The organism is Deinococcus marmoris DSM 12784 (genome assembly GCF_000701405.1).
Taxonomy (GTDB): Bacteria; Deinococcota; Deinococci; order Deinococcales; family Deinococcaceae; genus Deinococcus; species Deinococcus marmoris.
This window is the reverse complement of the sequence record NZ_JNIV01000010.1, coordinates 63,517-75,844: the sequence shown is the minus strand read 5'-3', so window position 1 is coordinate 75,844 and position 12,328 is coordinate 63,517. Positions and strand designations below refer to the sequence as shown.

Below are 12,328 nucleotides of genomic sequence, written 5' to 3'. Positions count from 1 at the left end.
GAAATCGTCGTTCAATTTCGGGTCCTGTATACACCGTCCCAGACGCTTCTTCTTGGCTTCTGGGGAGCTGGTCCCAGGCATGGCCTGGGACCACTGCTGTTGATTGGTAGAGCGTTGCTCGATCAGCGAACACATGGCGTCTTCGACGCGTTGCAAGGTATCGCGTCGCAAAAAGGGGAAGCGCTCTTTCAAGAGCTGGGCAAACTTGATCGCGTCGATTTGGGCGGCTTCTTCGTGTCTCATAACTCCAAGAAGCCGCCTTTCGCCGTCCCAGATGACAACCAAATGCTCAAATGTCAAAAATGCTGTTCAGGACGCTATTGAAATCGAGTTGTCCGGTACTGAAGGCCAGACCTTCCTGAACAACGACAACGGGCGTAAGGGCCGCGCCACCGAAACCAACCTGGACAGCAAGGCCGCCAAAAATATCTTCAATTTCTTCAAGACCTTGCAGGACAACAAGTACTACAGCTACACCGGCAAGATCGAGGACTTTGACGGCAGTGACGCGATTTTCACCAACCAGAAAGTCGTCTATCACATCACGTCCACCTCCAAGATCGGCAACAACTCCGACGGTGCCAAGCGGGCCGGGTTCGAGCTGGGCGTGGGCGTGCTGCCCATTCCCAACGGGACCAAGCGCAACGGCGTCGTTCTGGGCGGGGCCAGCCTGTGGATCGCCAAGGCCATTCCCAAAGCCAAGGCAGAAGGTGCGCTGGATTTTGCCCTGTACATGACCAACACCAAGAATATGGCGTCCTGGCATAAGCTGACCGGCTACTACCCGGTGCGCGAGAGCAGCATCAAGTTGTTGCGCGGCGAGGGCTGGTTTACCAAAGCGCCGCTGCAACTGGTGGCCTTTAACCAGCAGACCAACACCATTGCCAGCCCTGCCACGGCAGGCGCGCTGACCGGCGCTGGCCCGCAGACCCGCAAGATCGTGGAGGAAGCGTGGCAGAAGGTGCTGAACGGCACCCCGGTGGACGCCGCGCTGAAGGAGGCCAAGACGCGGGCCGACGCCGCGCTGGCCGAATACAACGCCAACTTCAAATAAGCTCCCCCAGGTTTTGAGCCGCCCACCCCACTCCGGGGCCTGGGCGGTTTTTCGGGACTGTGGGAGGGCCGGAAGACGGCACTCTGACACGGCCTGCCTCAAAACAGTCTAAATTGAACCCTTCCATCCCCGACACTGTTTTGACTGTGTTCTCACACGGACCCAAGGAGGTTCCTCTCTTGCTTAAACCCGCCCAGACCACGGCCAATACCGAGGCCAATGCAGTCTTCCGTGGCACGGCCATGCCCTGGCTGTTTCTGCTGCCCAGCCTGCTGATCCTGGCCGTTTTCATCTACCTGCCCGCGCTGCAAACGCTGCGGCTGGCGGCTTACAAGGCCAACCTGATCCTGGGCACCGAGCGCTTTGTGGGCCTCCAGAACGTGACCGAGCTGCTCTTGAGTCCGGCTTACCGGCAAGTGGCCCTGCAAACGCTGATCTTCATGGTGCTGACCGTGTCTCTGGGGCTGCTGTTCTCGCTGGGGCTGGCGTGGCTGGCCAGCCGCCCTGTTCGCGGGTCCAAGTACTACCGCCTGCTGCTGATCTACCCCTATGCCCTGAGCCCGGCCATCGCGGGGACGCTGTGGCTGTTCATGTTCAACCCCGAAATCGGGGTGGTCAACCAGATTCTGGGCAGCCTGTTTAATGTCAAGCCGCGCTGGCTGGACGATCCCATTCTGGCCTTCGGGCTGGTGGTGGTGGCGGCTATCTGGAAGGGTCTGGCGTACAACATCGTCTTTTATCTGGCAAGTATCCAGAACCTGCCGGGCGACGTGATGCAGGCCGCCGAGATCGACGGCGCGACGCCCGCGCAGGTGTTCTGGCGGGTGGCCTTTCCGCTGCTGACGCCGATCACGTTCTTTCTGGTGTTTACCAACATCATCTCGGCGCTGTTCGACTCCTTCGCGCTGACCGACATCCTGACGCGCGGCGGGCCGTACTTCCAGAACGCGGGCATCACGACATTTCTGGTCTATCAGCTCTATCAGGACGGCTTCGTGAACTTCAAGAGCGGGGTGGCCGCCGCGCAGGCCGCGCTGATGCTGATGCTGGTGGCGTTCATTACCTATATGCAGTTCAAGGTAGGGGAAAAGAGGGTGCATTATGGCGGGTAATTCTGAAGCAGTGAAGACGGGCGGGCGCGGGCCGGGCCGCCGGGGACCGAGCTGGCCCACACACGTGGCGCTGATCCTGGCGGTGGTCATCATCAGCACGCCGCTGATCTTCGCGCTGATCAAGTCCACGCAGGCGTCCAGTCAGGTGATCAGCCCCAACATGCTGCCGGGGGGTTCGTTCATGGACAACCTGAGCAGCATCTGGGTGGAGGCCAATCTGGGGCGTTACATGCTCAACAGCACCATCGTGGCGATCAGCGTGACCACCGGGAAAACCATCCTGGCCCTGATGGCGGCGCTGGCCTTCGTGTACTTCCGCTTTCCCCTCAAGGGTGCGGCCTTCACGCTGGTGCTGCTGTCGCTGATGCTGCCCACCGAGGTGCTGATCATCGCGCTGTTCGACTTCGTCAGCCAGGACCTGAAATGGGCCAATACCTTTGCGGCCATCATCGTGCCGTTTCTGGCGAGTGCCACCGGGACATTCCTGTTCCGCCAGCACTTCCTGAACATTCCCACCAGTCTGGCCGACGCCGCGCGCATCGACGGCTGCGGGCCGCTGCGCTACCTGACCCGCATCCTGATCCCGATGAGCTGGAACACGATTGGCGCGCTGGCCGTGATCCAGTTCGTGTACGCCTGGGACCAGTACATCTGGCCGCTGGTCATTGTGCAGCAGGATGAAAAACAGGTGGTGCAGGTGGGCCTGCGCAAACTGATCGAGGTGGGCGGCCAGACCGACTGGGGCGCGGTGATGGCGGGCGCGATCATTACCATGCTGCCGCCGCTGATCGTCTTCACGCTGCTTCAGGAGCAGTTCAGCCGGGGCTTTGCGCTGAGCGAGGACAAGTAGGCGGGAACTCTTGCAAGGCAGAAGTCACCGAGGAAAGTCTTCGGTGATTTTTTCATTGCTTCGGACAGGCTCAGTCCAGACCTAGCCGCGCCACCAACGCCTCGTCTGCCGGTCGGTAAACCTCCTCGCGGGGCGTGAGCAAAAGCTCGGGCTGGCTTAGATTTTCACGTTGCTGATGAACAAATCCAGTGATGTCCTCCACTCGTAGAAGTGCGCCTCCCTCGTCTGGCGGGCGGCCAAAGTCGGCCAGCGCACGGCCTCGCAGTCCCAGTTGCACCGCGCGTCGGGCCAGCGGGCGGCCATCAGGGGCGTGATCTGGGTCCCACTGCAACCGCACATCCGAGGCGGCCACGGCAGCATGCCAAGCATCTTTGGACAGGCTGGAAGCGGTCACGGTAGACGGTACGGCGTCCCCCAACCAGCCGTCGAAGCGGGCGCAGGTCACGGTCAGCGCCAGCACGCGCTCTTGATCGGACTTGGTGGCCCAGCCGCAGCGATACATCATCCACAGGAAGTTGGGCTTGACCCAACTCATGCGCGAGAAGCTGTAGGGGCCGCCGAAGTGCCCGTGTTGGACAGCGTAATCGGCAATCGCTGGACGGTATGCCTGATAGACGACGATGGTGGGTTGGCCTTTCAGTTCACCGCGTTGGGCCAGGATGTGGCGGCCCGTCTGCGGCCACCTCGCGGTCTGTGCAGCGTGGAGTTCGGCAGGCAGGGTCATGGCACCAGCATGTTGCCGCGCCCAGCCGTCCGACAAGCGCCAGACGGCTTAGCCGCCGCGTCCGTGTGGCCGATGTGTCTGCCCGCTGCATCGCCAACAATACCCGCATGACTGAGAAACAACTTTCGCACCGCCTGTCCTATCTGCTGAGGCACGCGCCGCACGAGGCGGGGCTAACGCTGCAACCCGGCGGCTGGGTGCCGCTGGAGCCTTTGCTCTTCCATCTGAACGTGACCCGCGAGCAGGTGGAGGGGGTGGTGGCTGCCTCCGACAAGCAACGCTTTGCGCTGGACGGGGACCGTATCCGGGCCAATCAGGGCCACAGTGTTCCCGTCGATCTGGAACTGACGTCGCAGACCCCGCCCGCTGTGCTGTATCACGGCACCTTCCCTGGCGCGTTGCCTATCATTTGCCGCGAGGGCTTGCGCCCCATGAACCGGCACCACGTTCACCTCTCGCCTGACACGGAGACGGCAGGGAAAGTGGGTGCGCGGCGCGGGTCTGCCGTGGTTCTGACCGTGCGGGCTGACCGGATGCACGCGGCGGGTTGGCTCTTTTACAAGTCGGAGAACGGCGTGTGGCTGGTGGATGCGGTGCCTGCGGAGTTTCTGTCGGGGATGTGACGGTGGGGGGAGGCTGGGTTGAAATGCTGTTCGGGCAGCCCCACCCCCCAGCCCCCTACCCCAGAGGGGCAGTGGGAGCAGCGCTGCGCTAGGCAGGAGGATTGGGCATTCTGGGCGGGAGAGGGCGGCGGCCTCCGGGTCTGATGCCCTGCTCCGTGACGCCGAATGTGGCCCGTGCGCTGCGCGCCCGACGGCCTTCGGAGGCTGTTTCGGTGGCGATTTCGCGCGCTGAATGAAACAACGCTCCTTGGCCTTTAGCCCCACCCCCCTTGCGGGGGAGGCTGGGTGGGGGGAAACGCAGACGCCCCCCCAGCGCCATCTGAGAAAAGTGGCAACTTGCGGAAGCTAACGCAATACCGGAGAAGGGAAACTTGGCCGATCCGCTGGGCCAGGGCTAAAGGACCAACCCCCTCAGCTCACCCCGTACAGCTCCCCATACTTGCCCCGCAGATATTTCAGATACGGCTCCACGGTCATGGCCTGCCCGGTGGCCCGTTCCACCAGTTCGGCGGGTTTGTACAGTCCGCCCGGCGCGTAGACGTTTTCCTTGAGCCAGCCGTGCAGGCGGCTGAAATCGGCGCGGGCGATGTCGGCTTCCAGGCCCGGATTGGCGTTCTCGGCGGCGGCATAGAACTGCGCGCTCAGGACATTGCCCAGCGTGTAGCCCTGGAACGCCCCGCCGATACTGCCGAAGTACCAGTGGACGTCCTGCAAGGCCCCGTTCACGTCGCTGGGGGCACGCAGGCCCAGATTCTCCTGGTAGGCGGCGTGCCACGCTTCGTTCAGGTCACGCACGGCCAGCCCACCGCCCAGAAGCTGACGCTCCAGCTCGTAGCGGGTAATCACATGCAGGTTGTAGGTCAGTTCGTCGGCGTCGGTGCGGATCAGGCTGCGGGCCACGGTATTCACGGCGCGGTGCATCTCGTCCTCGGACACGCCCGCGAGCTGACCGGGGAAGGCGTCGCGGAATTTGCCGAAATAGGCAGCCCAGAAGGCGCGACTTCTTCCCACCTGGTTTTCCCACAGCCGCGACTGACTTTCATGCACCCCGGAGCTGACGCCGCCGCCGATGGGCGTATCCAGATACTCATCCAGAACGCCCTGCTCGTACATGGCGTGGCCGGATTCGTGCAGCGTGGAATACAGCGCCTCGGTGGGGTCATTTTCCTTGACGCGGGTGGTGATCCGCACGTCTTGGCCGCCTAGCCGGGTCATAAAGGGGTGGTGGGTCAGGTCCTGGCGGCCCCGCTCGAAGTCGTAGCCGTAATCGCGGATGACCGACTCGCCAAATTTCAGTTGCGTGGCGCTGTCGTAATGACGGCCCATGAAATCGGTGCGCGGAGTGCCGGCCCCGATCACAGCGTCGGCCAGCGGCACCAGCGCCTCGCGCAACTTGCTGAACACGTCACCCACCTGCTGCGCCGTCATGCCCTCGTCGGACTGATCGATGAAGTAGTCCATCGGATCGCTGAATTCGGGAAAGTAGCCCGCCGCCTGAAGGCTGAAGTCGCGCGATTTTTCCAGATACGGCACCATGCGCGCAAAGTCGTTGGCGGGGCGTGCAGTGGTCCAGGCGCTGTAGCTGTCGCCGCCGTGCTGGCTCCAGGCGGCCACGAAGTCGGCAGGAAAGCGGGTGGCTTCCTCGAAATTCTTGCGGGCGAGTGCCACCATGCGCGTCTGTGCGGGCGAGAGGTCCGTGCGGTTCTGCGCCGTGTCCAGCAACTTTCCATACCCGGCATCGGTGGCGCGGGTGTGCGCCATGCGCGACAGCAGCGACTGTTGCCGCGAACGCCCCGCCGACGCCCCGGCGGGCAGATAGGTACTCTGGTCCCAGCCCAGCAGCGAACCGATGCCGCCCAGATCACTCAGTTCCTGCCAGCGGGCCTTGAGGTCTGCCCACTGGGTATCGTTGGCTGAATTGGAAGTCATGGCGAGAGCGTAGCGCAGGGGGAAAGGGGCAACGCCGAAAAAGCCGTCAGACCGCAGGCTAGGCCGATTGGCTTATCGCCATTCCTTCATGCTCCTCCCGCGTTGTGTGTGGAACACTCGTTTCATGTCCCAACGCATTTCCCTGGAAGCCCTGGCGGCCCTGCCCACCGTGGCGGCGCTGAACGTCTCTCGCGGCGGCGATCAGGTGGCCTTTTACGCCGACTGGACGGGGCGTTTCGAGCTGTACACGCTGAATCTGGAGACCCGCCAGCGCCGTCAGATCACGGATGGACAGGCCCCCAAGGCCATCCGCGCGGGCTTCGTGTGGGCGGCGGACGACTCGCGCATCTTCCTCAGCCGCGATCAGAATGGGGATGAGCGGCAGGCGCTGTTCGATCTGAATCTGGAGTCGGGCGAGATCAGGGCTTTACAGCACGAGGCCCAGAGCATGGATTACGCCGTTGCTGCTCACCCGGACGGAAAGTGCCTGCTGGTCAACAGCACGCGCGGCGGGCAGATGAACGTGCATGTCTATGACCTGTCGAAAGAGGGTGAAGATGCCTGGACGGCGCTGACCGCATTGCCCAACTCCACCCAGGCCGCCGCTTGGAGTCCCGACGGTGCGCGGCTGACGTTGACCACCAACGAGAGTGCGGACCTCCGCAACACCGACGGCTACGTGCTGAATGCGGATGGCTCCGGCCTGAAGCGTGTCCTGCGCGTGCGCGAGGGCAGTCAGGACAGCGTGGGCGAGTGGCACCCGGACGGCTTGCGCGTGACCGCCAGCAGCGACGCGGACGGAAACAGGCGAGTAGGGCTGCTGACCGTGGACTCGGGCGAGGTGCAGTGGCTCACTCCCGCCGATGAGCGTATCGAGGAGTCTCCTGGCAGCTTCTCGCTGGACGGGCGCTGGCTGAGCGTAATCCGCAACGTGGACAGCACCCTGACCCCGGTGCTGTACGACACGGCCACTGGGGAGGCGCGTGAGCTGAAGCTGCCGCCGGGGCTGGCCGTGGGAACCGAATTTGCGCGCGGCGGCAGTCACCTGCTGTTCAGCTACGTGACTGCCACCACCCGCCCGCAGGTGCTGCTCTACAACCTCGCGGACGACACCACCGAAGTGCTGCTGGACGCTGATTACGGCGACGTTGATCCTGCCGACTTCGTGCCGGGCGAGTATGTCCACTACCCCACGGGGGACGGGCTGCAAGTTCCGGCCATCCTCTACAAGCCGCGTGAGCTGGAGGAAGGCAAAACCTACCCCGCCCTGATCCACGCGCACGGTGGCCCCACCGCTCAATTCTTCCGGGGCTTCGACGCGCAGGCGCAGTTTCTGGCGGACCGAGGGTATCTGGTGCTGTGTCCCAACGTGCGCGGCAGCAGCGGCTACGGCGTGACCTGGCGCGACGCCAACCTGCTGGACTGGGGCGGGCGCGATCTGGCCGACATCACGGCTGGGGCGGAATACCTCAAGTCTTTGCCGGAAGTCGATGGCACGCGCCTGGGCATCTTCGGGGGCAGCTACGGCGGTTACCTCAGTTACATGGCGGTGGTCAAGCAGCCCGATCTGTTCAAGGTGGGCGTGCCCATCGTGGGCATCACGGACCTGCATCAGTTGTACGAGGACAACAGCCGCGTGATGCCGCAACTGGGCTACTACTTCCGCACCATGATGGGCGATCCGCTGGAGAACGCTGCACTGTGGCGGGACCGCAGCGCCATCACGCACGCCGCTGATCTGAAGGCGCATCTGTTCATGATGCACGGCACCAACGATCCCCGTTGCCCGATCAACCAGGCCCGTGGCTTCCGCGACGCGCTGCTGGCAGACGGGCGCGAGGAAGGCCGGGACTTTGAATACGTCGAATTTGGCGACGAGGGCCACGGCGCGGGCGACATCGCCGGAAAGACCCGCAGCTACCGCCTGATGGCCGATTATCTGGAACGGCGGCTGTAGCAAAGCGGAGCAGCACTGGGTAACCAGAACCCTGTCCAGCCCTCTGCAAAATCGCTCATCCAACCCTGCCGGGAAGCGCCTGTAGCGCGTGATACGATCAGTGCGTTTTGACTGGGGGAGACCCCGGGAGGACGGAGTGAAGCGGAGGGGCATAGCGTGAGGCTGTCAGAAGACATTGGAATCGATCTGGGAACGGCGACGTTTCTGATCTACACGAAAAGCCGGGGACTGGTGTTGCAGGAACCCAGCGTGATCGCCATGACCCGCGACAGCAAGCAGGTGCGCGCGGTGGGCGAGGAAGCGTACCGCATGATCGGGCGCACCCCCGGCGGCATCGTGGCGGTGCGGCCCATCAAGGACGGCGTGATCGCCGATGAGGGCCTGACCGAGAAGATGATCACCATGTTCCTGGCGAAAGTGCAGGGCAACGCCGGGCGGCTGTTCGGCTTCAAGCCGCAGATGATGGTGGGCGTACCCAGCAGCGTCAGCGACGTGGAGCGCCGGGCGGTGCTGCGGGCGGCCCTGAACGCCAACGCCAAACGCGCTTTTCTGATCGAGGAACCGCTGGCAGCGGCCATCGGCGCGGGCCTCAAGGTCACCGAGCCGCTGGGCAGCATGGTGGTGGACATTGGCGGGGGCAGCAGCGACGTGGCCGTGATCTCGCTGGGCGGCATCGTGGTCAGCGAGTCCATGCGCGTGGCGGGCAACGAGTTCGACGAGAGCATCATCCGCTACGTGCGCCGCAAGGAAAACGTATTGATCGGCGAGCGCACTGCCGAGGAGATCAAGGTCAAGGTGGGCGCGGCCATGCTGCTCAACGATTCCGAGAATCTGGTGGCCGAGGTGCGCGGGCGGGATCTGATCAACGGCCTGCCCCGCACCATTAGCCTGGACAGCCGCGACGTGGTGGAAGCCCTGGCCGAACCCGTGACCCGCATCGTGGAGGGGGTCAAGCGCGTGCTGGAAATCACCCCCCCTGAACTGGTCAGTGACATCATTGACCGGGGCATCGTGATGACCGGCGGCGGCAGCCTGCTCCGCAACTTCGACGAACTGCTGCGCCAGACCACCGGCATCCCCGTTTCCGTGGCCGAGAATGCCGTGGAGGCCGTGGCTGTCGGCACCGGCATGGCGCTGGATATGCTTTCCGTGCTGGGCGACAGTCTGGTCTCCAGCGACTATTACCTGCGCCGTTAGGTAGAACAGTCAGGCTTGCGGGAGGAGAACTCAGAGCCTTCTTCCTGCTGCCGTCTATGCCCCCATCAAGGAGTCCCCCATGCAACCCATCCTGATTCAAGAGATCATGACCACCCTGCCACACCGCTTTCCCTTTCTGCTGGTGGACCGCGTGCTGAGCGTCGAGAACGGTGAGGTCCACGCCATCAAGAATGTGAGCGTGAACGAGCCGTTCTTCACCGGCCACTTTCCCACTGAACCCGTGATGCCCGGCGTGCTGATCACTGAAGCGCTGGCCCAGGCCAGTTTCTTCTGCATGCATGAGGCGTTGGAACCCGGTACCATCGGTTATCTGGCGGGCATCGACGGCGCACGATTCAAGCGCAAGGTCATTCCCGGCGACACCTTGCACCTGTACGCCAAGCTGGAATTCATGCGCCGGGGCCTGGGCAAGACCACCTGCCGCGCGGAGGTGGACGGACAGGTGGCGGCGGAGGCCACGATTCTGTTCGCGGTGGGCAAGGGGTGACCCGGGGGCAGGACGCGGCGCGCGGGACGCAGAATAGCTGTCTTGCCGCGCGCCGCATTCCGCGTCCTGTTCCTGCCACCAGAGGTGAGGCGTGACCCGCCTGACCCGCGCCGTGACCGCCGAGCTGGTGCCGCCGCTGCTGGCGGGAACGCTGCTGTTCACGGCGGTCCTCAGCTTCGGCTATTTCTTCATCTCCAGCCAGTGGCTGACCGGCGTTCCTGTGGGCCTGATCGGGCGCTGGATCGCCCTTCAGATGCCGGACACGCTGGTCAAGGTCTTTCCGATGGCCGTGGTCCTCATGACCGTGGTGGCCTTCGGGCGGATGAGTACCGAGCGCGAGTTGGTGGCGGTGCAGTCGGGGGGCATCAGCCTGGGGCGGGTGGCGCGGCCCGCCTGGGTGGTGGCCGCACTGGTCACGGCGCTGGCGGTCTGGCTGAGCCTGTGGGTGGCCCCGCGCGCCAACGTGGAGTCGCGCGGCCTGTACTGGGACGCCCTGACCGGGGCCGGATTGTCGCAACTGGTGGGCAAGACGGTGGACCTGGGCGCGGGCCTGACGCTGTCGTTGGGCAGCTATGACCGGACCTCCCGCGAGCTGAGGGACGTACGGGTAGAGAAGTGGCTGCCGGACGGGGAAAGGCGGGCCACCCTGATCTTCGCCGATGCGGGAACCTTCGAGAACAACGTTCTCTCGCTGCGCGGGTACAGCGTCTATACCGTGGATTACGCGGCGGCGGCGCAACTCTCCGCTGTGCCGGAAAATGATCCTGTGGCCTTCCGCGCGGCGGTGCAGAACGTGTTTCCCAGCGTGGTGATCCCCGAACAGGCCAGTGACACGCTGAATGTGGATACTGGGCTGTCGCGCAAGCAGACGCTGGCCACCTACGCCGACGCTATCGGTGCGGACGCGCAGGGCTGGCCCGAATTGATCACGGCATTGACCGCTCCCGGCGTGAAACCCGCCGAACGTCAGGCGGCGCGGCTGAACCTGAACCGCAAGCTGGCGCTGCCCTTCGGCAATCTGGTGCTGGCGCTGGCCGCCCTGCCCTTCGCCCTGCGCTTCGGGCGCACGCTGGGCGTCAGCCTGGGAATTGCCCTGCTGATCGCGGTGGCGTATTACCTGCTGTTCTTCGTCGGCCTGACGGTGGCGGCGGCCCTGCCTGCCTTTCCAGAACTGGGCGCGTGGCTGGCCAACATCGTCTTCGCCGGGGCCGGGCTGTGGCTGCTGAGGCGAACATGAAAGGGGCGACCCTGCCAGGCACTTCACCACTGCGCGCCCTGTTTGTCGGCGCGTCCATCGGTTCAGGGCACCACCAGGCACAGACCGCCGTGCAGCAGGCCCTGAGTGGGCGGGGTACCGCCGTTCAGGGTTTACAGAGTGACGTGGTGGGCTACCTGAGCGCCGCCGAACGAAGCTGGACGGTGGACCTGTACGACTTCGAGCTGCGGTACGCCCCGTGGCTGTACGAGGCTTTCTACCACGGGACCGATCATGACCGCTCCTTCAGCATGATTGAATTTTTCTGCCGCTGGGTCGGCCTGAAGGGAATGCGGCGTGATCTGGACCTCACCCAGCCGGAACTCGTGCTGAGCAGCTACTGGTCCTCGGTGCCCCTGGCGCACCATGTCCAGCGGCAGACCGGGCAGAGCTTCATCAATGCGCTGATCGTCACGGACTACCGCGCCCACCGCCACTGGATCAGGCACGAGGCCGATCTGGTGATGGTGGCCACGGAGCAGACAGCGCAGCAGATGATCGAGCGCGGCCTGGACAGCCGCAAGCTGGAGGTCACCGGCATTCCCATCTCGGCCCGCTTCAGCGCCCTGATCGGGGCGGACCGGGCGGCCCTGCGGGTCAGGTACGGCCTGCGGCCTGACGTGCCGCTGTTGCTGGTCTCTGGGGGGGGAACAGGCAGTTATCCGGCTCTGGGCCGCGTGCTGGGCGAACTGGGCAGCCTGGGACGGCGGGTGCAGGTGCTGGTGCTGGCTGGGGCCAGGGGCCGGGGCATTCAGCAGGTGGGCGGGGCCACCGTCCACGAACTGGGCCACACCGACGACTTTCCCGAACTGCTGGCCGCCTCCGATCTGGTGGTGGGCAAGGCGGGCGGCCTGACCGTGGCCGAGGCCACCGCCCTGGGCGTGCCGCAGGTGATCCACGCGCCGATTCCCGGTCAGGAGGAATACAACGCCGCTTATCTGGAAGGCTGCGGCGCGGGCCTGTGGGCACATGACCTGAGCGAGCTGCGCCCCGCCGTCCTGCGCGCCCTGGACGACGACGAGAACGCCCGTATGGGCCACAACGCGGCAGCCATCAGCGTGCCGGACGCGGCAGACCGGGTGGCGGCGGCGCTGCTCAGGCGGCTGGGACGGTGAGGAG

At 64.5% G+C, this 12,328-nt stretch carries 11 protein-coding genes and 1 pseudogene; 9 read left to right on the top strand and 3 right to left on the bottom strand.

The features are described 5' to 3' along the window. Positions 1-243: pseudogene (locus Q319_RS27810) on the bottom strand (IS4 family transposase); the annotation flags it as partial. A gap of 31 nt (positions 244-274) precedes the next feature. Here Q319_RS27810 and Q319_RS0103850 point away from each other — a divergent pair. From Q319_RS0103850 to Q319_RS0103840, 3 genes are all read left to right on the top strand, one after another. Continuing rightward, complete coding sequence (locus tag Q319_RS0103850) at positions 275-1,054, top strand: extracellular solute-binding protein (protein WP_245618950.1); 780 nt, start codon at positions 275-277, stop codon at positions 1,052-1,054. Between the two features lie 179 nt (positions 1,055-1,233). Beyond that, positions 1,234-2,166 carry a carbohydrate ABC transporter permease gene (locus Q319_RS0103845; RefSeq protein ID WP_034413626.1) on the top strand — a complete coding sequence of 311 codons (933 nt, stop codon included), beginning with the start codon at positions 1,234-1,236 and terminating at the stop codon, positions 2,164-2,166. Next, entirely contained in the window at positions 2,156-3,016 is an 861-nt protein-coding gene (locus Q319_RS0103840) for a carbohydrate ABC transporter permease (protein ID WP_051655079.1), read from the top strand. The genes Q319_RS0103845 and Q319_RS0103840 overlap by 11 nt, the downstream gene beginning before the upstream one ends. Before the next feature lie 70 nt (positions 3,017-3,086). Here Q319_RS0103840 and Q319_RS0103835 read toward each other — a convergent pair whose 3' ends face one another. Further along, positions 3,087-3,740 (bottom strand): DUF4291 family protein, encoded by a 654-nt coding sequence (locus Q319_RS0103835; protein WP_029480654.1) that lies wholly within the window; start codon positions 3,738-3,740, stop codon positions 3,087-3,089. 107 nt (positions 3,741-3,847) lie between these two features. Between Q319_RS0103835 and Q319_RS0103830 the strand changes: the two genes are divergently transcribed. Then, the gene (locus tag Q319_RS0103830) at positions 3,848-4,363 is read left to right on the top strand and encodes an RNA 2'-phosphotransferase (RefSeq protein ID WP_029480653.1); all 516 of its coding nucleotides are present in this window, start codon (positions 3,848-3,850) and stop codon (positions 4,361-4,363) included. Positions 4,364-4,774: 411 nt separating this feature from the next. Here Q319_RS0103830 and Q319_RS0103825 read toward each other — a convergent pair whose 3' ends face one another. After that, complete coding sequence (locus Q319_RS0103825) at positions 4,775-6,292, bottom strand: carboxypeptidase M32 (RefSeq protein WP_029480652.1); 1,518 nt, start codon at positions 6,290-6,292, stop codon at positions 4,775-4,777. A gap of 124 nt (positions 6,293-6,416) precedes the next feature. Between Q319_RS0103825 and Q319_RS0103820 the strand changes: the two genes are divergently transcribed. The 5 genes from Q319_RS0103820 (at position 6,417) to Q319_RS0103800 (ending at position 12,324) form a co-directional block, all read left to right on the top strand. Beyond that, complete coding sequence (locus Q319_RS0103820; protein ID WP_029480651.1) at positions 6,417-8,249, top strand: S9 family peptidase; 1,833 nt, start codon at positions 6,417-6,419, stop codon at positions 8,247-8,249. 156 nt (positions 8,250-8,405) lie between these two features. Next, on the top strand, positions 8,406-9,446 hold the full coding sequence (mreB, locus tag Q319_RS0103815; protein WP_029480650.1) for a rod shape-determining protein: 1,041 nt from the start codon (positions 8,406-8,408) through the stop codon (positions 9,444-9,446). A 79-nt stretch (positions 9,447-9,525) separates the two neighbouring features. Next, complete coding sequence (fabZ, locus tag Q319_RS0103810; protein ID WP_029480649.1) at positions 9,526-9,954, top strand: 3-hydroxyacyl-ACP dehydratase FabZ; 429 nt, start codon at positions 9,526-9,528, stop codon at positions 9,952-9,954. A gap of 91 nt (positions 9,955-10,045) precedes the next feature. Then, complete coding sequence (locus Q319_RS0103805; protein WP_029480648.1) at positions 10,046-11,191, top strand: LptF/LptG family permease; 1,146 nt, start codon at positions 10,046-10,048, stop codon at positions 11,189-11,191. Next, positions 11,188-12,324 (top strand): MGDG synthase family glycosyltransferase, encoded by a 1,137-nt coding sequence (locus Q319_RS0103800; protein ID WP_029480647.1) that lies wholly within the window; start codon positions 11,188-11,190, stop codon positions 12,322-12,324. The genes Q319_RS0103805 and Q319_RS0103800 overlap by 4 nt, the downstream gene beginning before the upstream one ends. Positions 12,325-12,328 lie beyond the last annotated feature (4 nt).

Bases quoted from the DNA above. Each gene is read 5' to 3' on its own strand.
- Q319_RS0103850 (WP_245618950.1), top strand. From the start codon at position 275: ATGACAACCAAATGCTCAAATGTCAAAAATGCTGTTCAGGACGCTATT.
- Q319_RS0103840 (WP_051655079.1), top strand. From the start codon at position 2,156: ATGGCGGGTAATTCTGAAGCAGTGAAGACGGGCGGGCGCGGGCCGGGC.
- Q319_RS0103835 (WP_029480654.1), bottom strand. From the start codon at position 3,740: ATGACCCTGCCTGCCGAACTCCACGCTGCACAGACCGCGAGGTGGCCG.
- Q319_RS0103830 (WP_029480653.1), top strand. From the start codon at position 3,848: ATGACTGAGAAACAACTTTCGCACCGCCTGTCCTATCTGCTGAGGCAC.
- Q319_RS0103825 (WP_029480652.1), bottom strand. From the start codon at position 6,292: ATGACTTCCAATTCAGCCAACGATACCCAGTGGGCAGACCTCAAGGCC.
- Q319_RS0103820 (WP_029480651.1), top strand. From the start codon at position 6,417: ATGTCCCAACGCATTTCCCTGGAAGCCCTGGCGGCCCTGCCCACCGTG.
- fabZ (WP_029480649.1), top strand. From the start codon at position 9,526: ATGCAACCCATCCTGATTCAAGAGATCATGACCACCCTGCCACACCGC.
- Q319_RS0103800 (WP_029480647.1), top strand. From the start codon at position 11,188: ATGAAAGGGGCGACCCTGCCAGGCACTTCACCACTGCGCGCCCTGTTT.